Genomic DNA, 25,136 nt, shown 5'->3' on the forward strand with positions numbered 1-25,136 from the left:
AAAGCCCGTGGGATTGCCTGGGACACCTGGCGAGGGTTCCGGCCCAGGGGCGGCGTACGCCTCCTGGAGAGGCGAAGGAGCCACGGACCTGCGCGGAGCACGCCTCACGGAGGGGTGGAGGGGCCACGGGAGCGCGCGGGGCACGCCCGTGGCGGCGGGCAAGGGCAGCGGTGAACGGGGAAGGGTCAGCGGGTGGCGGCGGCGCGGAGGGCGTCGATGGCAGCCACCGGGTCGGCGGCCCCGTAGACGGCGCTGCCGGCCACGAACACGTCGGCGCCCGCCTCCGCGCAGCGCTCGATCGTCTCGGCCGTCACACCGCCGTCGACCTGCAGCCAGATCGACCCGCCGTGCCGCTCGATCAGAGCCCGCGCCGCCCGCACCTTCGGCAGCACCATGTCCAGGAACTTCTGCCCCCCGAACCCGGGCTCGACCGTCATCAGCAGCAGCATGTCGATCTCACCGAACAGCCCCTCGAACGGCTCCACCGCCGTGGCCGGGTTGAGCGCGAGCCCCGCCCTGGCGCCGAACGACCGGATCTCGCGCAACGTCCGCACCGGCGCCTTGGACGCCTCCGCGTGGATGGTCACGCTGCCCGCCCCGGCCTCGGCGTACTGGGGGGCCCAGCGGTCGGGGTCGGCGATCATGAGGTGGCAGTCGAGGGGTGTCTGGGTGGCTTTGCGCAGGGACTCCACCACGGGCAGCCCGAGGGTGAGATTGGGCACGAAGTGGTAGTCCATGACATCCACGTGCAGCCAGTCGGCGTTCGGCACGGCGGCGGCCTCGTCGGCCAGCCGCGCGAAGTCGGCGGCGAGGATGCTGGGCGAGATCTGTACGGCCATGATGCGCCAGTCTATTGAACCGCCCGCTCCCGCCTCGACACCCCCTCCTACCACCCCAACCCCGCCACCACGCGGGCACACGGGCGAGAGCGGGCGGGCGCCCGGCACACGGACGCCCCGCACGCGTATGAGGGCCGGGTGCGCCCGGGACGCAGGCGCCCGGCACGCGGGCGAGGGGCGGGTGTGCCCGGCACGTGGGCGAGGGCGGGCGGGGTCAGGGGCGTTTGCGGAGGAGGGCCAGGAACATGGCGTCCGTGCCGTGGCGGTGGGGCCAGAACTGCGCGTGCGGCCCGTCGCCGAGCCCGTCGACCTCCGGCAGGTAGTCGCGCGCGTCGAGCTGCTCCACGTCGCCCCTGCGGCCCATGACGTCGCCGACCACGACGCGCGTCTCGGCCAGGTGCGGCGAGCAGGTCACGTACGCCACCACCCCACCCGGGCGCACGGCGTCGAGGGCCGTGCCGAGCAGCCGCCGCTGCAACGCGCCCAGTTCGGCGATGCTGGCCGGGTCGCGCCGCCACCGGGCCTCCGGACGCCGCCGCAGCGCGCCCAGCCCCGTGCAGGGGGCGTCGAGCATGACCCGGTCGAACACCCCGGGCCGCCAGGCGGGTTCGGTGCCGTCGGCGGTGACTACCGAGGCGGTCCTGGTGGTCTGCCAGACCAGCCGCGCCCGGTGGTACTGCACGTCGGCGGCCAGCACGCGCGCCCCACCGGGGAACGCCACGGGACCGCCGCCCGCCGCACCGCCGACGCTCACCGCGGCGCCGTCGGCCGCCGCACCGCCGTCGCCCGGACGGCGCTCACCGTCGCCCGGACGGCGCTCGCCGTCGAGCCCCGCCAGGTCGCCGTACGTGGCGACGGCGTCGAGCAGGCCCGCCTTGCCGCCCGGCCCGGCGCACATGTCGAGCCAGAGCTCGTCCTCGCCGTCGAGCGGCACGCGGGTCAGGGCCAGCGCCACGAGCTGGCTGGCTTCGTCCTGGACGGCCGCGCGGGTCTCGGCCACGGCCTCGATCTGCCCGGGGTCGCCCTCGCGCAGGTAGGCCGCGTACGGCGAGTAGCGGCCGGGCGCGGCGCCGGACTCGGCCAGCTCGGCCACCGAGCTGCGCCCCGGCCGGGCGACCAGCGTCACCAGCGGCCGGACGTTGTCGGCGTCGAGCAGGTCGGCCAGTTCCCCGCCGCCGCCCAGCGCGTCGCGGAAGGCCGAGACGATCCACCGGGGATGCCCGTAGGCGACGGCCAGATGGCCGACCGGGTCGTGGTCGGAGTCGGGCGCGACGATGGGGATCCAGTCCTCCAGCTCGCGCGAGCCGATCTTGCGCAGCACCGCGTTGACGAACTTGGCCGCGCCCTGGCCGACGCGCAGGCGTACGAGATCGACGGTGGTGCCGACGGCGGCGTGCGGCGGGACGCGCATGCGCAGGAGCTGGTGGGCCCCCAGCCGCAGGGCGTCGCGCACGGCCGGGTCGGGCGCGCGGTCGCTGCACATCTCGATGATCGCGTCGTAGGTGCCGAGGCCGCGCAGCGTGCCGTAGGCCAGCTCGGTGGCCAGCGCCGCGTCGCGCCCCCGGATGTCGCGCTCGCGCAGCAGCCGCGGCAGGAGCAGGTTGGCGTAGGCGTCGCGCTCGTCGACGGCCCGCAGGAGGTCGAAGGCGGCGTTGCGGGCGTGGTCGCGGGCAGGGCGGCGCGGACGGGGCTTGGTGCCCGTGGGGCCGCCCGCCGACCGGCGGGGCTCACGCGAAGGCATCGTCACCCGCAAGCCGGACGCCGCGCGCCCACTCGACCGCGCCCATCGCCCGCTTGCCCTGCGGCTGCACCTCGCCCAGCTCGACCGGGTCGGTGGCGGTGCCGACGAGCACGTGGCTCTTCGTGGCCAGGATCCGGCCGGGCGCGAGCCGGTCGGCCTGGACGGCGACCTTGGCCGGCCCGAGCTTCACCCGCTGGCCCCTGAACTCGCTCCACGCCCCCGGGCCGGGGGTGCAGGCGCGGATCAGGCGGTCGACCCGCATGGCGGGCTTGGACCAGTCGACCCGCGCGTCGGCGACGTTGATCTTGGGTGCCATCGTCACGCCGTCGAGCGGCTGGGGACGGGCCTCCAGCGCGCCGTCCTCGACGCCGTCGAGCGTGGCGGCCAGCAGGCCGGCGCCGGAGACCGACAGGCGTTCGAGCAGGGAGCCGCTGGTGTCGTGGGTCAGGATCTCCTCGGTGACGACCCCGTAGACCGGGCCCGCGTCGAGCTCCTTGACGATCTGGAACGTCGTCGCGCCGGTGATCTCGTCGCCGTGCAGCACCGCGTGCTGGACGGGCGCCGCGCCGCGCCAGGCGGGCAGGACCGAGAAGTGCAGGTTGATCCAGCCGTGGCGGGGCACGTCGAGGGCCGACTGCGGCAACAGCGCGCCGTAGGCCACCACCGGGCAGCAGTCGGGCTCCAGCGCGCGCAGCGTGTCGAGGAAGGCGGGGTCGCCGACCTTGGCCGGGCGCAGCACCTCGATGCCGGCCTCCTCCGCGAGCTCGGCCACCGGCGAGGGGTGGACCTTGCGCCCCCGCCCTGACTGGGCGTCGGGACGGGTGATGACGGCCACGACCTCGTGCCGGGGCGAGTCGATCAGCATGCGCAGCGACGGCAGCGCCGTCTGGGGTGTGCCCGCGAAGACCAGCCGCATCGTCAGAGCGCCCTTCCGCCGGTGGCGTGCGGCGACATCTTGATCACGGGGGCGGACAGGCCGCTCCACTCGGCCTCGCGGATCGCCTTCATGGCCAGCTTGCGCTGCTTGGGGTCCATGCGGTCGATGAACAGGATGCCGTCGAGGTGGTCGGTCTCGTGCTGGAAGCAGCGGGCCATCAGGTCGGTGCCCTCCAGCGTGACCGGCTCGCCGTGCATGTCGAAGCCCTTGGCCACGGCGCGGACGGCGCGCGGCGTCGGGTAGGACAGGCCGGGGAAGGACAGGCAGCCCTCCTCGCCGTCCTCGTCGAGGTCGGCGGACAGGTCGAGGTCGGGGTTGACGAGGTGGCCGAGCTGGTCGTCGACGTAGTAGGTGAACACCCGCAGGCCGACGCCGATCTGCGGAGCCGCCAGGCCCGCGCCCGGGGCGTCCATCATCGTGTCGGTGAGGTCCTTGACCAGCTTGCGGAGCTCCTTGTCGAAGTCGACGACCGGGGCCGCCGCGGTGCGCAGCACCGGATCTCCGAACAGCCGGATCGACTGGATCGCCAAGGGGCTCACTCCTGTTCTCGAACGTGGATCAGCCCAGTTTACCGGCGATGGGCCGGCAGCCGGTCGTGGCGCAGGGAGCGGGCCTTCATCGCGGCCTTGCGCGCCGCCTTGGCCACCGCCCGGTCGTCGTGGGAGCCGGCGAGCATGTCGAGCACGGCCAGCGTGTCGGGGTGGCCGACCGCGGGCATCTCGCCGACGAGCTTGATCAGGTCTTCGCCCGGCTCGGGCATGTCGAGGCGGCCCGCGGCCGGGCCGGACAGGTGCATGAGCGCGGCGAGGTTGTCCACCGCGATCCAGGTGTGGTCCTCGGGGCTGAGCGGCGGGGCCTCCAGGTCGCGGATGTGCAGCCAGGAGGCGGCGTAGCGGCGCATGAGCGGGTGGTCGAGCGCCTGCCGGACGGGCTGCTCGGCCTCGGGGCCCAGCTCCTCCAGGATCGCGCCGACCGCGCCGCGCTGCCCGGCGGTGCCGGAGGCGGCGATCTCGATCAGCTCGCGGGCGGCCGCCTCGGGGGGCCGCCGCTCCAGCCAGCCCGCCACGGCGCTCTGCGTGGCGGTGCCCTTCACCAGCGCCTCGACCAGCTCGGCGGCCGACAGGTCGGCGAAGACCTGCACCTCGGCGGCGGTGGGCGCGTCGTGGCCCTCGCGCAGCAGGTCGCGCCGGACGGCCCAGACCCCGAGCGGGGTGAGCGCCGTGCGCCCGGCCTCGGTCTGCTCCACCAGCCCGCAGTACGTCAGCAGCGAGAGCGCCTCCAGCAGCTCGGCCGGCAGCGCGGCGGCCAGCCTGCGCATCTCGACCGGACCAGGCGCGCAGGCGACCTCGTGCGACTGCAGGATGCCCCTGGCCAGGTTGCCCACGGCGACGCCGGAGCGCACCGAGTAGATGGTGGCCAGCATCTCGGCCAGGTGGTCGTCGACCACGGAGGAGCCGGTCAGGCCCTCGTCGGCGCGGTCGAGGACGTCCATCACCACGCCGTCCCAGAACTCCAGCGTGGCCTCGACCGTGAGCTGCATCGACAGCGGGCCGCGCGAGGCCCGGCCGCCCAGGATGCGCAGCAGGCCGGTGTTGACCGCGACGATCCAGATCAGCCGCAGCCGGGACTCCTGAAGCCCCAGCTCTTCGGCGGCGGCCCTGGCGTCGGACTCGCTGAGCATGCCGTCGGCGCCCACCTCGCGGCTGCCCGTCCAGGCGGTCAGCCGGATGGCGTCGGCGACGAGCGGCACCGCGGGCACCGCGCGGGCCAGCTCGGCGTCGCTCGCCAGCAGGACGGGCGGGAAGGTCAGCGCCTCGTGCTCCACGGAGGTCTCCTCAGGTGGCCGTGGAGGCACGGCGGCCTGCTCATCGATCAGCTTGCGCAGCTCGGCGAGGTCGAAGACATTGTTTGCCACCCAGGAAACTTACTGCACAGCAGTCACAAGGGCGTACTCAACGGATGGCCCGGGAGCGCGCCTTGAACGCCGCCTTGCGCGCCGCCTTGGCCACCGTGTCGTCGGGGATGGAGCGTCCGAGCAGCTCCAGAACCTCGACGACGTCGGGGTGGTCGACCCGCCACATCTCCTCGATCAGATGGGCCGGCGGACCGGACGCCGCCATGTTCTCGGCGAAGATCTCCGGATCCTCCCGCGCGGCGGGCATCGCCAGGGCGAGCATGTCGACGCTGACCCAGAGCAGTTCGTCCTGGGTGAGCGGCGGCGCGCCGAGACCACGTGCGGCCAGCCAGTGTATGACGTGCGGGCGCAACTCCTGGTCGTCGAGGTGGTCGCGCACCTGCGGCTCGGCCTCGGCGCCCAGCCGGTCGACGATGGTGATCGCGATGCCGCGGGCCACGGCGGGCGCGCCGGAGGCGGCGCTCAGCAGCTCGGCCGCGGCCTCGCCCGGCGCGCGGCCGGACAACCAGCGGGAGATGTCCTGCTCGGCCAGCTCGGCGGGCAGCCCTTCGAGCAGCCCCTCGATGAGACCGCGCGCGTCGGCCTCGCCCAGGTCGGGGGCGATCGGGGCGTCGAGGCCGAGCGAGAGGTAGTGTTCGCGCAGCCCCCAGACCGCCAGGGGCGTCAGCTGGGCCGCCTCGCCGTCGAGTCGGACCATGCCCCATCCGGCCAGCCGGTCGAGCGCCCCGGCCACGTCGATGCCGCCCTCGCCGGAGACCTCCTCCAGGTAGTCGGCGACGACCTGGAGCGGCACCGGCGCCTGGAGGCGGTAGAGCATGTCGAACAGGTCGTAGAGGCCGTCGTCGAGCTCGGCGTGGCCGGTGATCTCGCCGCCGGTGTCGTCCTCCAGCAGGCGGGCCACGGTGTCGGCCCAGGCGCGCAGCGGCTCGCCGTCGCCCGGCGGGGGGCCGCCGGCCAGCTTCGGAACGGTCCGCAGCGCCTCGACCAGCTCCGCCTCCGAGGCCAGCCGTACGGCGGGCAGCGGCGTGCAGCCCGGACAGTCGCACGGCGCCTCGCCCAGGTCGGGCAGCTCCCCGGACGGGATCGGCACCGCCTGTTCGAGCGATTCCGGCCCGATCGAGCTGAACAGGCTCTTGGCCATGCCGAAGTTGGCCGGGTCGGCCAGCGCCTCGGGCATGCGGGGGCCGATGTCGTCGAGCCGCGCGCGCATGCCGGCCACGGTGGCCGGGCTGGCGTGACCGGCCTCGCCGAGGTAGTCCACCAGCGTGCGGGCGGCCGCCACGGTCTCGGGCGCGCTCTCGGGCGGCGCGATCACCTTGCGCGGGTAGATGGACAGCAGCAGCTCGTCGAAGGTCTCCGGCGTGAAGTCGCGCAGTTCGTTGACGTTGAGATAGTCGCTGGCGTAGTCGCAGAGCAGGCGGACCTCGTCCGCGTCCACCTCGACTTCCCGCGCGCGCCCCCATGCGCGCAGGTCGTCGATGGCCTGGTTCACCCATTCGATCGACACAGGGGCACGCTAACGGCTGACCAACAGATGAGCGAATCGGGGAAACGGTCTAAATCAGGTCGAGTGGGTCGACACTCACCCTCACGACATCTGGTGTCTTACGCGCCGCACGCACCCCACTGGCCCCCTTGAGCGCGGCCGACAACGCCGCCCCGCCGCCGCGCCGTATCCGGATCATGGCCCGTTCCAGCCCCGACTCGTCCACCGGCACGGGACCGAGCACCTCGGCGTCCGGCGGGAGGCGCACCTCGTCGAGCATCTGCCGGACCGCGCTCGCCGAACCCGTCAGCGTCGCCATCCGCACGGCGGGCGGGAACCCCAGCTCGGCCCGGTCACCCAGTTCGCGCTCGGCGTGCGTGATCGGATCCCACCGCAGCAGCGCCTGCACGGACGGCAGCCCGGCGTCCCCGAGCACCACCAGCTCGGCGGACGGCCGCAGCAGCGCGGCGGCGTTCATCCACCGGCGCAGCGTCTCCTCCCCCGCCCGCAGGTCGGCCCGGCCGAGCAGCGCCCACCCGTCGAGCAGCACGGCCGCCGCGTAGCCGCCCTCGGCCACCGGCTCGGCGCCGGGCGTGGCGACCACCAGGGCGCGCGCGGCGGGCACACTGGCCAGCACCCCGTCGCGGCCCGAGGTGCGCACCGGCACCGACGGGAAGGCCCGCCCCAGCTCTTCGGCGGTGCGGCGGGCGCCGGTCACGACCGCCCGCAGCCGGGGGCTGCCGCAGGACGGGCACCGCCAGTCCGCGTCGACCCGGCCGCACCAGCGGCAGTAGGGGGCGGCGTGCCCGGCCCTGAGCGCGAGCGGCCCGTGACACAGCGACTCGCCGCTCCCGAGACCTTCCGGCGTCCCGCCCGTCGCGTCCGTGGCGGTGGTCAGAACTGCGGCGTCCGGCTCGGCCTCGCCGAGAGCCGCGGTCTGCCGGCCGCCGGCGACCGGCGCGGCCAGGTGCGGGGCGATCCTGGTCGGCGGCAGGACGCAGCGCGCCGGGGCGCGGCAGTGGCGGCAGGCCAGCGCCGGCAGGTAACCGCGCCTGGGCACCTGCACCAGCACCGGCCCGCTCTCCAGCCCCTGGCGCAGCGCCCGCCAGGCCAGGCTGGGCAGCCTCGCCTGCCGGGCCGCCTGGTCCTTGGCCAGCTCGGCGTCCTCGCCGGCGGGACGCACCCGCGGGGCCAGGCTCCTGATCGTCGTGCGGGCGGCCACGATCGGCCTGGCCCAGCGCGCGGCGATGAGCTGGGTGGCCTCGGCCGTACGCGCGTAGCCGCCGATCAGCATGGCCGCGCCCGTCCGGTGGGCGCGCAGGCCGAGGACCTCCCTGGCGTGGGGGTAGGGGGCCAGGCGTTCGGCGTGCAGGTCGTCGCCGTCGTCCCAGATGGCCACCAGGCCGAGCTCGGCGACGGGGGCGAACATGGCGGCCCGGGTGCCCACGACGGCGCGCACCTGGCCTCTGAGGACCTTCAGCCATCGCCTGTACCGCTCGGCGGGCCCGAGGTCGGCCGTGAGCGCCACATGCCTGCCGGGGCCGAGCAGCCGCTCGAACTCGGCGTCCGCGAGCGCGACGTCCTTGCCGTCGGGCACCACGAGGACCGCTCCCCGGCCGCCGTCGAGGGTGGCGAGCACCGCCTCCGCCATGGCCGCGGCCCATCCCGTGGCGCCGGGCAGCGCCGACCACACGGCCCGGGGGGCGCGGCCGTGGCGCAGCGCGTCCAGGAAGGAGGGGCCGGTCGGGTAGGCGTCCCAGGCGCTCTTGCGACCGTCTGCCGGCCGCTCGGGGGCGTCCGTCCCGTTCACGCGCCGGGTGCCGGCCGCCGGTTCCAGTCCCCGTCCCGAGAAGGACGTGCCCTCCGCGCCTCGCGCTCGCCCGGCCTCCGCAGGCGCACCGGAGGCGACGGGCGCCCCCGAAGCGATCTGCTCGACCGCGACAGCTCCGCTCCCAGCGGTTCGGACGATGCCGGGAACCCCGCTACCGGCCGCCTGCGCCGCGACGAGAGACGCGCTCCCGGCAGCCCGGGTCACGGTACGGGAAGCACCCTGCACCGCCTCGCCGGAGGGCGCGGGCACCGGGCCCGAGTCGGCGGCGGACAGCTCGGCGGGGCCGACCGGGGCCAGGTTGGCGGGCGACTCGGCGTGGGGCACCTCGGCATCGCGCAACTCGACGGGGACCGTGTCAGCGGGGACCGGGTCGGCGGCGGCCGGGTCGGCCGGGGCCAGGGCGGCGGGGGTTGGGTTGGCGGGGGCCGAAGTGGCGGGGGGCGGGACCTCGGCCTCGGCCTTGGCGTGGCGCGGCGGAACGGCCAGGCGCAGAACGTCGGTGAGGGTGCCCGCGTAACGGTCGGCCACCGCGCGGGCCAGGCCGGCGATCTCCGGCGTGAGCACCTGCTCGGGCGAGACCACCCGTTCGAGCGGCGTCAGCCTGCCCTCATGGTCGCTCTCGTCGACCCGCTCCAGCAGGAACGCGTCGATCAGCTTGCCCGCGAACCGCACCCGCACCCGCACCCCCGGCCGGGCCGCCTCGTGCATGGCGGCGGGCACCAGGTAGTCGAAGGGCCGGTCGAGGTGCGGCAGCGGGCTGTCCACGACCACCCGCGCCACGGGCCGCTCGGGCGCCGCGACCACCGCCCCCTTGGTGTCCTTGGACGACGCAGGAGGCCGCACGGCGTCGAGCGGCAGGAGGGCGTCGTCGGAGTGGGTCACGCACTAACGTCTACCAGACCCCGCGCCCCGCCATCCCCACACCACCGGCGCACCCCCCGCACCGCCCCCGCCGACCACCCGCTCCCCCACCAGCCCGAACAGCGCAAGAGAAGCACACAGGACACGACAAGCACGCAGAACCACGCCCACCGCCGACGCCCGAGCAACCAAACCGAGATCGTCACTGGGCCGCAGGCGCGGCAGAGCATCAGTCCAGCAGTCACCAGCGGGCCGGCAGCCCCAAGAGATCAGCAGTCACCGGCGAGCCCGACGCCCTCAAGAGACCAAGCGAACGCCCGCACCGAACCACCCCGGCCGACGACAAGTGCCGCACCCCACCCTCAAAAGGGCCGGATGCGGCACCTGCGCAGAAACCAGAGACCGGGTAGGTCAGAGACCGGCAGCCGTCCGAAGCGCCTCGGCGCGGTCGGTGGACTCCCAGGAGAAGCCCTCACGGCCGAAGTGCCCGTACGCGGCGGTCTCGGAGTAGATCGGGCGCAGCAGGTCGAGGTCGCGGATGATCGCGGCCGGACGCAGGTCGAAGACGCGCAGCACGGCGGCCTGGATCTGCTCCACCGGCAGCTTCTCGGTGCCGAAGCACTCCACGAACAGGCCCACCGGCTGCGCCTTGCCGATCGCGTACGCGACCTGCACCTCGCACCGGTCGGCCAGCCCGGCCGCGACGACGTTCTTGGCCACCCAGCGCATCGCGTAGGCCGCCGAACGGTCGACCTTGGACGGGTCCTTGCCCGAGAACGCGCCGCCGCCGTGGCGGGCCATGCCGCCGTAGGTGTCGATGATGATCTTGCGGCCGGTCAGGCCGGCGTCGCCCATCGGGCCGCCGATCTCGAAGCGGCCGGTCGGGTTGACCAGCAGCCGGTAGCCCTCGGTCTCGATCTCCAGGCCGTCGAGCACGGGGTCGACCACGTGCTCCTTGATGTCGGGGGCGAGCATCTCCTTGAGGTCGATCTCGGCCGCGTGCTGGGTGGAGACGACCACGGTGTCGAGGCGGACGGGCTTGTCGCCGTCGTACTCGATGGTGACCTGGGTCTTGCCGTCGGGGCGCAGGTAGGGAACCTTGCCGGTCTTGCGGACCTCGGACAGGCGCTGGGCGAGCCGGTGCGCGAGCGTGATCGGCAGCGGCATCAGCTCCGGCGTCTCGCGGCAGGCGTAGCCGAACATCAGGCCCTGGTCGCCGGCGCCCTGACGGTCGAGCTCGTCGGCGTCACCGCCCACGCGGTGCTCGTAGGCGTCGTCGACACCCTGGGCGATGTCGGGCGACTGCGCGCCGATGGACACCGACACGCCGCAGGAGGCGCCGTCGAAGCCCTTGTGGGAAGCGTCGTAGCCGATCTCCAGGATCTTCTCCCGGATGACGCCGGGGATGTCGACGTAGGTCTCGGTCGTGACCTCGCCTGCGACATGGACCTGGCCGGTAGTGATCAGCGTCTCGACGGCGACCCGGCTCTTGGGGTCGTCCTTGAGCATGGCGTCGAGAATCGCGTCACTGATCTGGTCGGCGATCTTGTCCGGGTGGCCTTCGGTGACCGACTCGGAGGTGAACAGGCGACGTGACAACTCAGTGGCTCCTCATGCAGCGGCTGCTGACGGATGTGGGGCCCGGGACGGAAGAACACGCCAGGGCCTCGCCGAAGTCTAGCCCCACCCGGCGTCCGGTCGCGAAACCGTCCCGTGTCCGTGTCCGGTCACGTGTCGGCGCACAGGTCCGGCATGTGTCCGGTCACAGGTCGGGAAGGGGATCCGGCGGCAGCGTCTCCGGCGCGAAGACCTCGGCGTCGGCGGCGGACACCACCGCCGCGTACTCCTCGTCGAACTCGAACACGGTGTTGCCGAGCTCGATGAACGGGCCGGGCAGGATCGGGCCGAGCCTGGTGTGCCGCGGGTACGTGGCGAACACCGCCACCGGCCGGTCGCTCCTGAGGGTCCTGGTGGTGAGCACCGAGACGGACGAATCGGTGACGACGATGAGGAAGTGGCCCGTTCCCGTCGGCCCCACGGACAACGCGGGGAAGACGTAACGGATACCTCCCTGGTCTTCCAGCAATCTCCTGCAACGATCCCTGACAGCGGAACCCACCGGCATTCCGTCCCCCTTTGCCCCCAAGTATCGGTAGGTGTCCGGGGTGCCGCAACTGGCGATCAGGTAATCGTTCTTGCGCGAAGAACGCGCGTCAGGACAGACGGGGGGCGACCAGGTCCCAGACGGCGTCGGCGACGTCGTCCTTGGGGCCGCGCGGCACCTCGACCGGCACGCCGCCGGCGACGAGGACGGTGGCGGCGTTGTCGGGCGTGCCGAACGCCAGCCCCTCCCCCACCTGGTTGACTACCAGCAGGTCGCAGCCCTTCCTGGCCAGCTTGGCCTGCCCGTTGGCGAGCACGTCGTCGGTCTCGGCCGCGAACCCGACGATCACCCGGGGAGCGGCGCCGCCCTCGCGCCGCAGCCGGCCCAGCTCGGCCAGGATGTCGGGGTTCTTCGTCAGGTGGATGGGGTCGGGCTCGCCGTCGGTCTTCTTGATCTTCGTCTCGTGCCGGGACGCCGGGCGGAAGTCGGCCACCGCGGCGGCCATGACGACGGCGTCAGCCTTCTCGGTGGCGGCCAGCACCGCTTCACGTAGCTCGGCCGTGGACCCCACCCGCACCACCGCGGCCCCCGCGGGATCGGGGAGGGCGACGTTGGCCGCCACGAGGGTCACCTCGGCGCCGCGCGCGACCGCCGTGCGGGCCAGGGCGTACCCCTGCAGGCCGGACGAACGGTTGCCGATGTAGCGGACCGGGTCGATCGCCTCGCGGGTGCCCCCGGCGGAGATCACCACCTTGCGCCCGGCCAGGTCGCGCGGCCTGCCGCGCAGCACGCGCAGGCAGACCTGGAAGATCTCGGCGGGGTCGGGCAGGCGGCCGGGGCCGGTGTCGGCGCCGGTGAGGCGCCCCACGGCCGGGTCGATGACGACGGCCCCGCGTTCGCGCAGGGTCGCGACGTTGGCGCGGGTGGCCGGATGTTGCCACATCTCGGTGTGCATGGCCGGGGCGAACACGACCGGGCAGTGCGCCGTCAGCAGCGTGTTGGTCAGCAGGTCGTCGGCGAGCCCGTGGGCCGCCTTGGCCAGGGTGTTGGCGGTCGCCGGCGCCACCACGACGAGATCGGCGCGCTGGCCGATGCGGACGTGGGGCACCTCGTGAACGTCGTCCCAGACGTCGGCGGACACGGGGTTGCCCGACAGGGCGGCCCACGTGGGCTCGCCCACGAAACGCAGGACCTCGCGGGTCGGGACGACCCGCACCTCGTGACCTGACTCGGTGAACAGCCGCAGCAGCTCACATGCCTTGTACGCGGCGATGCCGCCGCTGACGCCGAGGACGACCTTCATCGAAGGGGTCAGACCGCGCCTTCGATGGGCTCGGCGTTGAGCAGGCCTTCGGAGACCTCGCGCAGCGCGATGGACAGCGGCTTCTCCTGAGCATGCGTCTCGACCAGCGGCCCGACGTATTCCAGCAGGCCCTCGCCGAGCTGGGAGTAGTAGGCGTTGATCTGGCGGGCGCGCTTGGCACCCATGATCACCAGGGAGTACTTGCTGTCGACGATGTCGAGCAGCGCGTCGATCGGCGGGTTGGTGATGCCCTCCGCGGCCGGGGTGGTGCCTGCCACGATTGTCAGACCTCTCGGTTGATGGTGGTGGTGACCCCCTGAGGGTCAGTCATCAAGGCTATCAGCCGGTGGCACACTTCTTGGACACTCGTGTTCACCAGCGTGAGGTCGAACTCCGACTCGGCCGCCATCTCGACCCGCCCGGCCTGGAGCCGGCGCTCGATGACGTCCTCCGGCTCGGTGCCGCGGCCGCGCAGCCGCTTCTCCAGCTCCTCCCACGTCGGGGGGGCCAGGAAGACCAGCAGGGCGTCGGGCATGGTGGTGCGCACCTGCCTGGCGCCTTCCAGGTCGATCTCCAGGACGGTCGGCACGCCCTGGGCGAGCTTGTCCAGCACCGGCTCACGCGGGGTGCCGTAGCGGTTGCCCGCGAACTCGGCCCACTCCAGCAGCTCGCCGGCCTCGACGAGCCGGTCGAACTCCGCGCCGTCGACGAACAAGTAGTGGACCCCGTTGACCTCGCCGGGACGGGGCCTCCTGGTGGTCACCGAGACCGACAGCCACACCTCGGGGTGTGCCCGCCGGAGCTCGGCGACGACCGTGGACTTGCCGACGCCCGACGGCCCTGACAGGACCGTCAGACGCCTCCTGCTCAGGGGGAGGAAGCCGACCTTCGCTCCCGATCCGACTGCCTCGTGGGCCCTTGCTTCGCCGGACCAGGACCTGTCGGTCACTTCCTACCCCCCGTTGAACCTGCGCTTTCTTGTGGAACAGAGATTAGCTCTCGTTGCCACCGAACTCGCGCTCGAGGGAAGCCCTCTGGTTCGCGCCGAGACCCCGCACGCGGCGGGACTCGGCGATGGCAAGCCGCTCCATGAGCTGCTTGGCGCGGACCTTGCCCACGCCGGGGAGCGATTCCAACAGGGCCGACACCTTCATCTTGCCGATGACGTCGTCGGTCTGCCCATCCTTGAGCACCTCAGCCAGAGAAACCGCGCCATGCTTGAGCCGGTTCTTGACCTCGGCACGCTCTTTACGGGCCTTGGCAGCCTTCTCAAGGGCTGCGGCGCGCTGCTCAGGGGTCAGGGGAGGAAGAGCCACGCCGGGTCACCTCGAATTTCTGTCGATGTACTCGGACGGGAAGGGAAACTAGCTGGTCATCGCCCCCTAAGCAACGTCAAGAGCGGTTTCTCTCCTCACAAAATCCACTTCATCACTGTCCGTGAGCGTAAAATTACACACTGCTGATCAAATCGCCCTCACTTCCCGCTTCGCGCGTCCGCTCCGGAGGGCGTCCCGGAACTGGGCGAAGATCGCCCGCGCGGCACCGGACGATGTCCGAAACCAGGGCCGGACCAGGACCGAAACCAGAATCGGGAAGGGTGCGCGAACGCCGCGCGGATGCATTACGATCTTGTGAAGCGAGGGCTGCGCGAACGGTCCGGCGACACCTGCCGCCATGCCCCGCGCCCGCACGGAGAAGACCCCCTCCGCGCACGCGAAGCTCGTGCCCCCGCCCCGGGGACGAGCACACCTCGCGGCACGTCTGGAAGCGCGCCTCCGCCCGCACGGAGACCCGCGCGCGGCGGGCCGCGGGCGGGCGCCCGGGGCCGCGGCCCCGGGCCTGGGTTCAGGAGGCGGTCGTGCGGCGCAGTGAGGCGGCGATGGCGGCGGCGGCCGCTCCCGGGTCCGCCGCGCCCGTGATCGGACGCCCGATGACCAGCAGGTCGGCGCCGTCGGCCAGCGCCTGCTCGGGCGTCGCCACGCGCACCTGGTCCTGGACGTCGGCCCCCTGAGGGCGCACGCCCGGCGTGATGAGGGTGATGCCGGGCCCCACCTCGGCCCGCACCGCCGCGACCTCGTTGGGCGAGCACACCAGCGCCGTGGCCCCGGCCCCGACCGACAGGGCCGCCAGGCGGCGCACGGCCTCGTCGGCCGGTCCGGCCAGGCCCATGCGGTCAAGGTCGGACTCGTCCAGCGAGGTGAGGATCGTCACAGCGGCGATCTTGGTCTGCGGGGCGGACTCGACCGCGGCCCGGATCATCGCCGCGCCGCCGGCCGCGTGCACGGTCAGGATGGCCGGACGCAGGCGGGCGACGGCCTTGGCGGCGCCCGCGACGGTGTTGGGGATGTCGTGCAGCTTGAGGTCGAGGAAGATCTGGACGCCGCTGGCGCCGCGCACGGAGGCGATCACGTCGGGGCCGTAGCGCAGGTACAGCTCCAGGCCCACCTTGATGGTGCTGACGTGCGGCGTCACCAGGCTCGCCCACCTGGCGGCGGTCTCCAGGTCGGGGGCGTCGAGGGCGACGGCGATGGGTGCGGGCGTCAAGGGGAGATCTCCTCGGAGTCGACTGGAAGGTGCCGGGGAGCGCTCCCCGGCGGCCGGTGGGCCAGGCCGACGGCGTCGGCGAGGCGTTGGAAGCCGCGTGCCCGCAGCAGGTCCTCCAGCTCGCGCTCGATGCGCAGGCACGCGTAGGGGTCGTGGAACAGCGCGGTGCCCACCCCGACCAGGCAGGCGCCCGCCAGGATGAGCTGGAAGGCGTCCCTGCCGGTCATCACGCCGCCCATGCCGATCAGCGGCACCCCGGGCAGGGCCGCGTGCACCTGCCACACGCACCGGACGGCCAGGGGCAGGATGGCGGGCCCCGACAGCCCTCCGGTGACGGCGGCCAGCGACGGGCGCAGCGCCTCGGTGTCGATGGCCATGCCGAGCGGATTGTTGATCATGGACAGGGCGTCCGCGCCGGCGTCCACGCAGGCTCGGGCGACCGAGACGATGTCGGCCACGTCGGGCGCGAGCTTGGCCACCACGGGGACGTCGTAGCGCATGATGGAGCGCACCGAGGCGATCACCTCGGCCGCGGCGCTGCCCTCGCGCGCGAAGACACGCCCTCTGTCCTCCATGTTCGGGCAAGAAAGGTTGACCTCCAGCGCGGTCACCCCGGGCGCGTCGGCGAGCCTGCGGGCCAGCTCGGAGTACTCGGCGACGGTGCCGCCGCCGATCGAGACGATGGTCTTGATGCCGCGCTGGGCCAGCCAGGGCAGCTCGCGCTCCAGGAACGCCTCGATGCCCGGCCCCTGGAGCCCGACGGCGTTGAGCATGCCGGAGGGCGTCTCGGCCATGCGCGGGGTCGGCCGGCCCGCCCTGGGCGCCATGGTGATGGACCGGGTGGTCAGCGCGCCGAGCCGGTGGAGGTCGAAGAACTGGGCGAGCTCGCGTCCGGAGCCCGCGCAGCCGGCGGCCGTGGTGACGGGGTTCGCCAGCTCGACGTGCGCCAGAAACGTACGCATATCAACTGACATGTCGTGCACCGCCTCCGGGGGCGCCGAGCGCGTCGAACGGGATCGTTCCCACGTCCTCGAAGCGCACCCGCTCCCCCCGGAACACCGGTCCCTCCGCGCACGCGCGGACCATCCTGGTCGCGCCGTCGTCGCCGATGACGGGGATGACGCACGTCATGCACACCCCGATGCCGCAGGCCATCTGCTCCTCGACGGCCACCTGCACCGGGATGTCGAACTCCATCGCCACCGCCGTCACCGCCCGCAGCGCCGGCATGGGCGCGCAGGCGTAGACGGCGTCGGCCCGGGTGTCGGCGATCACCGAGGGCAGCGCGTCGGTGACCTTGCCGCGCAGGCCGAGCGAGCCGTCCTCGGTGGTCAGGGTCGTGGTCTCGGCGATGCGGCGGGCCCGCATGGCGCCGAAGACGCGGTCGGCCCCGGCGCCGCCGAGCACGAAGTCGACCCGGCAGCCGCGCGCCAGCAGCGCGTCGGCCAGCGGGAACAGCACGGCAGAGCCGTACTCGGCGCCGACCAGCACGCAGTTGACCGGGTCGCGCGGCAGCGGGAAGGGCCGGCCGAGCGGCCCGACCAGGTCGAGCGTGTCGCGGGCGCGCCGCTCGGCCAGCCAGGACGTGCCCGGCCCGGCGGCGGTGAAGACGAGCTCGACCGTGCCGCCGTAGTCGGACTTGACGTCATGGATGGACAGCGCGCGGCGCGTCACCATCGACGTGTGGGCCCCGCCGACCGCCACGGAGACGAAGTGGCCGGGACGGTAACGCTCGGCGATGCCGGGCGCCACCACCGTCAGCGCATGGTAGGCGTCGACCCGGCGCGTCGTCAGCACCGTGCCCGTCACCTGCACAGGTGTGCCGGCCAGTCGTCTTCACCTCCCGCGCGGGTCAGCCGCGTAGTGCCTGTGCGTGCTCCTGGAGTGACCGCACGCCGACGTCGCCGCGGACGATCGCCTGGATCCCGGCCGCCGCCGCGGCCAGCCCCGCGACGGTGGTGATGCACGGGATGCCGCGCAGCACCGCCGCGGTGCGGATCTCGTAGCCGTCCAGGCGCGGCCCGGACTGACCGGGGCTGCCGAACGGCGTGTTGACGATCAGGTCCACCTCGCCGTCGAGAATCGCCTGCACGCTCGTAGGCTCACCTCCGGGCCCGGTCCCCTCGCTGTGCTTTCGCACGATCTTGGCATGGACACCGTTGCGGCGCAGCACCTCGGCCGTGCCCTCGGTGGCGAGGATCTCGAAGCCGAGGTCGGCCAGTGCCTTCACAGGGAAGATCATCGCACGCTTGTCCCTGTTGGCCACGGACACGAACGCGCGTCCCTTGGTCGGAAGTTCGCCGTAGGCCCCGGCCTGGGACTTGGCGAACGCCACGCCGAAGAACGCGTCGATGCCCATGACCTCGCCCGTGGAGCGCATCTCGGGCCCGAGCACGGTGTCGACGCCCCGGAAGCGGTTGAAGGGCAGCACGGCCTCCTTGACCGCGATGGACGCCTCCAGCGGCAGCGTGCCGCCGTCGCCGGTGGCCGGCAGCATGCCCTCCGCGCGCAGCGAGGCGATCGAGGAGCCGAGCATCACCCGGGCCGCAGCCTTGGCCAGCGGCGTGGCCGTCGCCTTGGACACGAACGGCACGGTACGGCTGGCCCGCGGGTTGGCCTCCAGGACGTACAGGACGCCGGCCGACATGGCGTACTGGACGTTCAGCAGCCCGCGCACGCCCACCCCGGCGGCGATGGCCTCGGTGGCGGCGCGGATGCGCTTGACGTCGTGGCTGCCGAGCGTGAGCGGCGGCAGCGCGCAGGCCGAGTCGCCGGAGTGGATGCCGGCCTCCTCGATGTGCTCCATGACGCCGCCGAGGAACAGCTCCTGGCCGTCGTAGAGCGCGTCGACGTCGATCTCGATGGCCTCGTCGAGGAACTTGTCCACCAGGACCGGGTGGCCGCCCTCCTGGGCCGCCATGTACGTCGTCAGCGTCTCGTCGTCGTAGACGATGGCCATGCCTGCCCCGCCGAGCACGTACGAGGGCCGGACGAGCACCGGGTAGCCGATCTCCCCGGCGATCTCCAGCGCCTCGGGCACCGTCAGCGCGGTGCCGTGCTTGGGCGCGGGCAGCCCGGCCTCGGCCAGCACCCGCCCGAACGCGCCGCGCTCCTCGGCCAGGTGGATCGACTCGGGCGAGGTGCCGACCACGGGCACCCCTGCGTCCTTCAGCGCCTGCGCCAGGCCGAGCGGCGTCTGGCCGCCGAGCTGCACGATCACGCCCACGACCGGGCCGGTCTGCTGCTCGGCGTGCACGACCTCCAGGACGTCCTCCAGGGTGAGCGGCTCGAAGTAGAGCCGGTCGGAGGTGTCGTAGTCGGTCGAGACGGTCTCGGGGTTGCAGTTGACCATGACGGTCTCGAACCCGGCCCGCGACAGCTCGAAGGAGGCGTGCACGCACGCGTAGTCGAACTCGATGCCCTGCCCGATGCGGTTGGGGCCGGAGCCGAGGATGATGACCTTCTCCCGCTCGCCGGAGGGGACCTCGGTCTCCTCGTCGTAGGTGGAGTACAGGTACGGCGTCCTGGCGGCGAACTCGGCGGCGCAGGTGTCGACGGTGTTGTAGACCGGCCGCACGCCGAGCGCGTGGCGCAGGCCGCGCACGTGGGCCTCCTCGACGCCGCGGATCTCGGCGATCTGCGCGTCGGAGAAGCCGTGGTGCTTGGCGCGGGTCAGCGCGGCGGCGGTGAGCTCGGGCGCGGCGGCGATCTCCCGGGCCTCCTCCTCCAGCAGCAGGAGCTGGTCGAGGAACCAGGGGTCGACGCTGGTGGCCTCGAACAGCTCGGCCGCGGTCGCGCCCGCGCGCACGGCCTGCTGCATCGTGCGCAGCCGCCCGTCGTGCGGGGTGCGGCAGGCCGCCAGCAGCTCGTCCTTGTCCTGGACGGGCCCCGCCCAGGTGAAGGCGGAGTCCTTCTTCTCCAGCGAGCGCAGCGCCTTCTGCAGCGCCTCGGTGAAGGAACGGCCGATGGCCATGGCCTCGCCGACCGACTTCATGTGCGTGGTCAGCGTGCGGTCGGCGCCGCGGAACTTCTCGAAGGCGAAGCGCGGCACCTTGACCACGATGTAGTCGAGGGTCGGCTCGAAGGAGGCCGGGGTCTCCTTGGTGATGTCGTTGGGGATCTCGTCGAGGGTGTAGCCGATGGCCAGCTTGGCGGCGATCTTGGCGATCGGGAAGCCGGTGGCCTTGGAGGCCAGGGCGCTGGAGCGGGAGACGCGCGGGTTCATCTCGATGACGATCATGCGCCCGGTGCGCGGGTCGACGGCGAACTGGATGTTGCAGCCGCCGGTGTCCACGCCGACCTCGCGGATGACCGCGATGGCCACGTCGCGCATGTTCTGGTACTCGCGGTCGGTCAGGGTCAGCGCGGGCGCGACGGTGACGCTGTCGCCGGTGTGCACGCCCATCGGGTCGATGTTCTCGATGGAGCACACGATGACGACGTTGTCCGCCTTGTCGCGCATGACCTCCAGCTCGTACTCCTTCCAGCCGAGGATCGACTCCTCCAGGAGCACCTCGGTGGTCGGCGAGGCGTCGAGGCCGGCGCCGGCGATGCGGCGCAGGTCGTCCTCGCCGTAGGCGAAGCCGGAGCCGACGCCGCCCATGGTGAAGCTGGGCCGTACGACCAGCGGGTAGCCCAGCTCGCCGGCGGCGGCCAGGCAGTCCTCCATCGTGTGGCAGATGACCGACTTGGCCGACTCGGCGTTGAGCCCGTGCTCGCGGGCGACCTTGGCGACGATCTCCTTGAACTTCTCGCGGTTCTCGCCCGCCTGGATCGCATCGAAGTCGGCGCCGATCAGCTCGACCTCGTACTTCTCCAGCACGCCCGACTCGTGCAGCGCGACCGCGGTGTTCAGCGCGGTCTGGCCGCCCAGGGTGGGCAGCAGCGCGTCGGGGCGCTCCTTGGCGATGATCTTCTCGACGTACTCGGGGGTGATCGGCTCGACGTACGTGGCGTCGGCGAACTCGGGGTCCGTCATGATCGTGGCCGGGTTGCTGTTGACCAGGATGACGCGGAAGCCCTCGGCCCGCAGCACGCGGCAGGCCTGCGTGCCGGAGTAGTCGAACTCGCACGCCTGGCCGATCACGATCGGGCCGGAGCCGATCACCAGGACCGACCGGATGTCCTCACGCTTGGGCACGGCTCATGACCTCACAGAACTCGTCGAAGAGATAAGCGGCGTCGTGCGGACCCGCGGCGGCCTCGGGGTGGTACTGGACGCTGAAGGCGCGCCCGTCGAGCAGGCGCAGGCCCTCCACGCACCGGTCGTTGAGGTTGACGTGGCTGACCTCGGCCGGGCCGTAGGGGGTCTCGAACGGCTCGCCGATCGGCGCCTCGACGGCGAACCCGTGGTTGTGGGCCGAGATCTCGACCTTGCCGGTGCGCACGTCCTGGACCGGCTGGTTGACGCCGCGGTGGCCGTAGCGCAGCTTGTACGTGGACAGCCCGAGCGCCCGGCCGAACAGCTGGTTGCCGAAGCAGATGCCGAAGAACGGCACCCCGGCCTCAAGGACGCTCCGCAGCGCCGACACGTCGGCGGTGGCGGGGTCGCCGGGGCCGTTGGAGAAGAACACGCCGTCGGGCCCGACCGCCATGATCTGCTCGTACGTGGCCGTGGCGGGCAGCACGTGCACCTCGCAGCCGCGCTCGGCCATGCGCTGCGGGGTCATGCCCTTGATGCCGAGGTCGACGGCGGCGACCGTGAAGCGCCTCCCGCCCACGGCGGGCACGACGTAGGGCTCGGCCGTGGCCACCTCGGCGGCCAGGTCGGCGCCCTCCATGGCGGGCGCGCGCCGCACCCGCTCGACGAGCTCCTCGACCGTCGCGGAGGGAGCCGAGAAGATGCCGGCCCGCATCGCGCCGCGCTCGCGCAGGTGGCGGGTCAGGGCGCGGGTGCCGGTGATGGCGATGCCGACGACGCCCTGCTGCTTGAGGTAGTCGTCGAGCGAGCGGTCGGCCCGCCAGTTGGAGACGATCCTGGACGGCTCGCGCACGACGTACCCGGCGACCCAGACGCGGCCCGACTCGGGGTCTTCGTCGTTGACGCCGGTGTTGCCGATGTGCGGGGCCGTCATCGCGACGATCTGCCGGTGGTAGGAGGGGTCGGTGAGGGTCTCCTGGTAGCCGGTCATGCCGGTGTTGAAGACCATCTCGCCGAACGTCTCGCCTTCGGCGCCGTAAGGAGTTCCGTGGAAGACGCGGCCGTCTTCCAGGACGAGCACCGCGGTGTTCAAACCAGCTTCCCTTCGAGAACGGTCGGCGTGCCGCGCAGGAACGTGGCCACCACCCGGCCGGGCAACGTCATCCCCTCGTACGGGGTGTTCCTGCTCTTGGAGGCGTAGGCGGAGGGGTCCACCTCGGTGCGGGCCGACGGGTCGTACAGCGTGATGTTGGCCGGCGCGCCCGGCTCCAGCGGACGGCCGTGGCCGGACAGGCGGCCGATGCGGGCGGGGGTGATCGACATGCGCTCGGCGACCCCGGCCCAGTCGAGCAGCCCGGTCTCGACCATGGCCTCCTGGACGACGCTCAGCGCGGTCTCCAGGCCGATCATGCCCATGGCCGCTGCCGGCCACTCGGTCTCCTTGTCCTCGACCGGGTGCGGGGCGTGGTCGGTGGCGACGACGTCGATCGTGCCGTCGGCCAGCGCGGCGCGCAGCGCCTGGACGTCGGCGTGCGTGCGCAGCGGCGGGTTGACCTTGTAGATCGGGTTGTAGGCGCCGACCGGGGACTCCTCGACGAGGTCGTCGGTGAGGAGCAGGTGGTGAGGGGTGACCTCGGCGGTGATGTTCCAGCCCTTGGACTTGGCCCAGCGGATGATCTCGACCGAGCCGGCGGTGGAGACGTGGCAGACGTGCAGGCGGGAGCCGACGTGCGCGGCCAGCAGGCAGTCGCGGGCGATGACCGCCTCCTCGGCCACGGCCGGCCAGCCGGTCAGGCCGAGCCTGCCGGAGACGACGCCCTCGTTCATCTGGGCTCCCTCGGTGAGCCTGGGCTCCTGGGCGTGCTGGGCGACGACGCCGTCGAACGCCTTGACGTACTCCAGGGCGCGGCGCATCAGCACGGCGTCGCTGACGCACTTGCCGTCGTCGGAGAAGACCCGGACCCGGGCCGCCGAGTCGGCCATCGCGCCGAGCTCGGCGAGCTGCCTGCCCTCCAGGCCGACGGTCACCGCGCCGACCGGCTGCACGTCGCAGTGGCCGAACTCGCGGCCGAGCCGCCACACCTGCTCCACCACGCCGGCGGTGTCGGCGACGGGCGAGGTGTTGGCCATGGCGTGCACGGCGGTGTAGCCGCCGCGGGCCGCGGACTGGGTGCCGGTCTGGACGGTCTCGGCGTCCTCGCGGCCGGGCTCGCGCAGGTGGGTGTGCAGGTCGACCAGGCCGGGCAGCGCGATCGCGCCGCCGCCGTCGACGGTCTCGCCGCCGGGGCCGGCGTCGAGGCCGGCGCCGATCTCGGCGATGCGCCCGTCGGCGATCCGCAGGTCCACCGGCTCCCCGCCGAGGATCCGCACGTTCTTGATGATCATCGTGCCTCCTTCGTCGGCACGACGATCATCATGATGCTGTGCCTACTGGTTCGTTCGCTCCGCTCACTCACTGGATCTCTCCCCCGAGCAGCAGGTACAGGACGGCCATGCGGATGGTCACGCCGTTGGCGACCTGCTCCACGATGGTGGAGCGCGGCGAGTCGGCCACCTCGGCGGCGATCTCCATGCCCCGGTTCATCGGCCCGGGGTGCATGACGATGGCCTCGTCCGGCATCTTGGCGAAGCGGTCGCGGTCGAGGCCGTAGCGGCGGGAGTACTCGCGCTCGCTGGGGAAGTAGGCGGCGTTCATCCGCTCCTTCTGCACCCGCAGCATCATGACCGCGTCGGACTTGGGCAGCACGGCGTCGAAGTCGTAGGACACCTCGCACGGCCAGGTGCCGACCGAGACGGGCAGCAGCGTGGGCGGCGCGACCAGGGTGACCTCGGCGCCGAGCGTGTTGAGCAGCAGCACGTTGGAGCGGGCGACCCGGCTGTGCAGCACGTCGCCGACGATGGTGACCCGGCGGCCTTCGAGCCCGCCGAGGCGGCGGCGCATCGAGAAGGCGTCGAGCAGCGCCTGCGTGGGGTGCTCGTGGGTGCCGTCGCCGGCGTTGACGACGCTGCCGCGCACCCAGCCGGCCAGCCGGTGCGGCGCGCCGGAGGAGCCGTGGCGGATGACGACGGCGTCGGCGCCCATGGCCTCCAGGGTGAGCGCGGTGTCCTTGAGCGACTCGCCCTTGGAGACGCTCGACCCCTTGGCCGAGAAGTTGATGACGTCGGCCGACAGCCGCTTGGCCGCCGCCTCGAAGGAGATCCTGGTGCGGGTGGAGTCCTCGAAGAACAGGTTGACCACCGTGCGGCCGCGCAGCGTGGGCAGCTTCTTGATGGATCGTTCCGAGACCCTGGCCAGCTCCTCGGCGGTGTCGAGGATGAGCAGCGCGTCGTCCTTGGTGAGGTCGCCCGCCGAGATGAGGTGCCGGTTCACCTGTCGTCCTCCTTCATGAGCAGGACGGCGTCGCGGCCGTCGATCTCGGAGAGGTAGACCTTGACCTTCTCGCTCTTGGCGGTGGGCAGGTTCTTGCCCACGTAGTCGGCGCGGATGGGCAGCTCGCGGTGGCCGCGGTCGACCAGCGTGGCGAGCTGCACGGCGGTCGGGCGGCCGAGGTCGTTGAGCGCGTCGAGCGCGGCGCGGACGGTGCGGCCGGAGTAGAGCACGTCGTCGACGAGGACGACCACCTTGCCGTCGATGCCGTCGGGCGGCAGCTCGGTGCGCCCCAGCGGGCGGACGGGGCCGCGGCGCAGGTCGTCGCGGTACATGGTGATGTCGATCGAGCCGACGGGGATCTTGAGCCCTTCGAACTGCTCGACGCGGTCGCCGAGCCGGCGGGCGAGCGTGGCGCCGCGGGTCGGGATGCCGAGGAGGACGACGTCACCGGCGCCCTTGGTGCGTTCGAGGATCTCGTGCGCGATTCGGGTCAGCGCCCGGTGGATGTCCGGGCCTTCGAGCACGGCCCTGGAATCGGACATGGAGGGATCTCACCACCTTTCCCGCCTCACGGGACGGGTCTTAAAAGGGTGTTGGTCGGGACACACAGTACCAGGGGCTACCTGGTACAACGTGAGCGCCCCGCCCTGCCGTCCGGGTGTGGCGGGCGTCCCGGCCGGCCGTTCGGCCCGGTCAGCCGGGCGAATTTGGCAATTACCGACATACCGGTATAAAACCTGCTCTAAGTCTTCTCGGGGGAGGTTTCACATGGCGCTGTCGGCACGCGAGCGGTCGGTGCTCAAGGCCATCGCCCGGCAGGTCAGGGACGAGGACCCCGAGCTGTACGCGGCCATGTCCCGGCACGGCGCTCCGGCGTCGCTGGCCTGGCCGCTGGCGCTGATGGCGCTGTGCCTGGCGGTGTTCGCCGTCGTGCTGCTGCTGACCGGTTCACCCGACCCCCTGCCGCACGCCGTGATCAGGTAAAACCCCCGCAACCTCCCGTGTCGGCGTCCTTCGCGTAGGGCACGTCCCCGAGGGCCGTACGCGCTCGGCGGCGGCTCTTCC

22 protein-coding genes are annotated in these 25,136 nt (G+C 72.8%); 1 reads left to right on the forward strand and 21 read right to left on the reverse strand.

Annotation, left to right across the window (positions count from 1 at the left end; all coding sequences use genetic code 11):
• Positions 1-185 precede the first annotated feature (185 nt).
• The 21 genes from rpe to pyrR form a co-directional block, all read right to left on the reverse strand.
• Complete coding sequence (rpe, locus tag AB0J71_RS00370; protein WP_364411708.1) at positions 186-839, reverse strand: ribulose-phosphate 3-epimerase; 654 nt, start codon at positions 837-839, stop codon at positions 186-188.
• Positions 840-1,053: 214 nt separating this feature from the next.
• Positions 1,054-2,580: a transcription antitermination factor NusB gene (locus AB0J71_RS00375; RefSeq protein ID WP_364411711.1), complete on the reverse strand. Its 1,527-nt coding sequence runs from the start codon at positions 2,578-2,580 to the stop codon at positions 1,054-1,056.
• Positions 2,567-3,496: a methionyl-tRNA formyltransferase gene (fmt, locus tag AB0J71_RS00380; RefSeq protein WP_352322586.1), complete on the reverse strand. Its 930-nt coding sequence runs from the start codon at positions 3,494-3,496 to the stop codon at positions 2,567-2,569. Before fmt ends, AB0J71_RS00375 begins: the two co-directional genes overlap by 14 nt.
• A gap of 2 nt (positions 3,497-3,498) precedes the next feature.
• Positions 3,499-4,047 carry a peptide deformylase gene (gene def, locus AB0J71_RS00385; RefSeq protein WP_352322587.1) on the reverse strand — a complete coding sequence of 183 codons (549 nt, stop codon included), beginning with the start codon at positions 4,045-4,047 and terminating at the stop codon, positions 3,499-3,501.
• Positions 4,048-4,085: 38 nt separating this feature from the next.
• Positions 4,086-5,432, reverse strand: a complete 1,347-nt coding sequence (locus AB0J71_RS00390) for a hypothetical protein (RefSeq protein WP_364411714.1) — start codon at positions 5,430-5,432, stop codon at positions 4,086-4,088.
• Positions 5,433-5,469: 37 nt separating this feature from the next.
• A complete protein-coding gene (locus AB0J71_RS00395) occupies positions 5,470-6,939 on the reverse strand; it encodes a hypothetical protein (protein WP_352322589.1) in 1,470 nt (489 codons plus the stop codon).
• 49 nt (positions 6,940-6,988) lie between these two features.
• Positions 6,989-9,592, reverse strand: coding sequence for a primosomal protein N' (locus AB0J71_RS00400; protein WP_364412166.1), 2,604 nt, complete (start codon positions 9,590-9,592; stop codon positions 6,989-6,991).
• Positions 9,593-10,021: 429 nt separating this feature from the next.
• Positions 10,022-11,209, reverse strand: a complete 1,188-nt coding sequence (gene metK, locus AB0J71_RS00405; RefSeq protein ID WP_352322591.1) for a methionine adenosyltransferase — start codon at positions 11,207-11,209, stop codon at positions 10,022-10,024.
• Positions 11,210-11,372: 163 nt separating this feature from the next.
• Positions 11,373-11,696 carry a hypothetical protein gene (locus AB0J71_RS00410; RefSeq protein WP_352322592.1) on the reverse strand — a complete coding sequence of 108 codons (324 nt, stop codon included), beginning with the start codon at positions 11,694-11,696 and terminating at the stop codon, positions 11,373-11,375.
• A gap of 127 nt (positions 11,697-11,823) precedes the next feature.
• Positions 11,824-13,017, reverse strand: coding sequence for a bifunctional phosphopantothenoylcysteine decarboxylase/phosphopantothenate--cysteine ligase CoaBC (coaBC, locus tag AB0J71_RS00415; protein WP_364411716.1), 1,194 nt, complete (start codon positions 13,015-13,017; stop codon positions 11,824-11,826).
• Between the two features lie 8 nt (positions 13,018-13,025).
• On the reverse strand, positions 13,026-13,295 hold the full coding sequence (gene rpoZ / locus AB0J71_RS00420; protein ID WP_043638590.1) for a DNA-directed RNA polymerase subunit omega: 270 nt from the start codon (positions 13,293-13,295) through the stop codon (positions 13,026-13,028).
• A 5-nt stretch (positions 13,296-13,300) separates the two neighbouring features.
• Positions 13,301-13,888 (reverse strand): guanylate kinase, encoded by a 588-nt coding sequence (gene gmk, locus AB0J71_RS00425; protein ID WP_364412168.1) that lies wholly within the window; start codon positions 13,886-13,888, stop codon positions 13,301-13,303.
• A 121-nt stretch (positions 13,889-14,009) separates the two neighbouring features.
• Positions 14,010-14,333, reverse strand: a complete 324-nt coding sequence (mihF, locus tag AB0J71_RS00430) for an integration host factor, actinobacterial type (RefSeq protein ID WP_020541698.1) — start codon at positions 14,331-14,333, stop codon at positions 14,010-14,012.
• A 529-nt stretch (positions 14,334-14,862) separates the two neighbouring features.
• On the reverse strand, positions 14,863-15,561 hold the full coding sequence (gene pyrF, locus AB0J71_RS00435; RefSeq protein ID WP_364411719.1) for an orotidine-5'-phosphate decarboxylase: 699 nt from the start codon (positions 15,559-15,561) through the stop codon (positions 14,863-14,865).
• Positions 15,558-16,535 (reverse strand): dihydroorotate dehydrogenase, encoded by a 978-nt coding sequence (locus tag AB0J71_RS00440; RefSeq protein WP_352322595.1) that lies wholly within the window; start codon positions 16,533-16,535, stop codon positions 15,558-15,560. The genes pyrF and AB0J71_RS00440 overlap by 4 nt, the downstream gene beginning before the upstream one ends.
• The gene (locus tag AB0J71_RS00445; protein ID WP_352322596.1) at positions 16,525-17,376 is read right to left on the reverse strand and encodes a dihydroorotate dehydrogenase electron transfer subunit; all 852 of its coding nucleotides are present in this window, start codon (positions 17,374-17,376) and stop codon (positions 16,525-16,527) included. Before AB0J71_RS00445 ends, AB0J71_RS00440 begins: the two co-directional genes overlap by 11 nt.
• Positions 17,377-17,413: 37 nt before the next feature.
• A complete protein-coding gene (gene carB / locus AB0J71_RS00450; RefSeq protein WP_364411722.1) occupies positions 17,414-20,701 on the reverse strand; it encodes a carbamoyl-phosphate synthase large subunit in 3,288 nt (1,095 codons plus the stop codon).
• Entirely contained in the window at positions 20,688-21,794 is a 1,107-nt protein-coding gene (carA, locus tag AB0J71_RS00455) for a glutamine-hydrolyzing carbamoyl-phosphate synthase small subunit (protein WP_352322598.1), read from the reverse strand. The genes carB and carA overlap by 14 nt, the downstream gene beginning before the upstream one ends.
• Positions 21,791-23,086 (reverse strand): dihydroorotase, encoded by a 1,296-nt coding sequence (locus tag AB0J71_RS00460; RefSeq protein WP_352353187.1) that lies wholly within the window; start codon positions 23,084-23,086, stop codon positions 21,791-21,793. The genes carA and AB0J71_RS00460 overlap by 4 nt, the downstream gene beginning before the upstream one ends.
• Positions 23,087-23,153: 67 nt before the next feature.
• Complete coding sequence (locus AB0J71_RS00465; protein WP_352322600.1) at positions 23,154-24,071, reverse strand: aspartate carbamoyltransferase catalytic subunit; 918 nt, start codon at positions 24,069-24,071, stop codon at positions 23,154-23,156.
• Positions 24,068-24,613 (reverse strand): bifunctional pyr operon transcriptional regulator/uracil phosphoribosyltransferase PyrR, encoded by a 546-nt coding sequence (gene pyrR, locus AB0J71_RS00470; RefSeq protein WP_352322601.1) that lies wholly within the window; start codon positions 24,611-24,613, stop codon positions 24,068-24,070. The genes AB0J71_RS00465 and pyrR overlap by 4 nt, the downstream gene beginning before the upstream one ends.
• A 226-nt stretch (positions 24,614-24,839) precedes the next feature.
• Between pyrR and AB0J71_RS00475 the strand changes: the two genes are divergently transcribed.
• Positions 24,840-25,055, forward strand: a complete 216-nt coding sequence (locus AB0J71_RS00475) for a DUF3040 domain-containing protein (RefSeq protein WP_352322602.1) — start codon at positions 24,840-24,842, stop codon at positions 25,053-25,055.
• The last annotated feature ends 81 nt before the right edge of the window (positions 25,056-25,136 follow it).

Source organism: Nonomuraea sp. NPDC049637 (assembly GCF_040675235.1).
Taxonomy (GTDB): Bacteria; Actinomycetota; Actinomycetes; order Streptosporangiales; family Streptosporangiaceae; genus Nonomuraea.

What these genes read in the sequence shown, in the direction of transcription:
- AB0J71_RS00440 (WP_352322595.1), bottom strand. Translation starts at nt 16,535, where the DNA reads ATGTCAGTTGATATGCGTACGTTTCTGGCGCACGTCGAGCTGGCGAAC.
- rpe (WP_364411708.1), bottom strand. Translation starts at nt 839, where the DNA reads ATGGCCGTACAGATCTCGCCCAGCATCCTCGCCGCCGACTTCGCGCGG.
- AB0J71_RS00475 (WP_352322602.1), top strand. Translation starts at nt 24,840, where the DNA reads ATGGCGCTGTCGGCACGCGAGCGGTCGGTGCTCAAGGCCATCGCCCGG.
- coaBC (WP_364411716.1), bottom strand. Translation starts at nt 13,017, where the DNA reads ATGAAGGTCGTCCTCGGCGTCAGCGGCGGCATCGCCGCGTACAAGGCA.
- AB0J71_RS00375 (WP_364411711.1), bottom strand. Translation starts at nt 2,580, where the DNA reads ATGCCTTCGCGTGAGCCCCGCCGGTCGGCGGGCGGCCCCACGGGCACC.
- pyrR (WP_352322601.1), bottom strand. Translation starts at nt 24,613, where the DNA reads ATGTCCGATTCCAGGGCCGTGCTCGAAGGCCCGGACATCCACCGGGCG.
- AB0J71_RS00460 (WP_352353187.1), bottom strand. Translation starts at nt 23,086, where the DNA reads ATGATCATCAAGAACGTGCGGATCCTCGGCGGGGAGCCGGTGGACCTG.
- fmt (WP_352322586.1), bottom strand. Translation starts at nt 3,496, where the DNA reads ATGCGGCTGGTCTTCGCGGGCACACCCCAGACGGCGCTGCCGTCGCTG.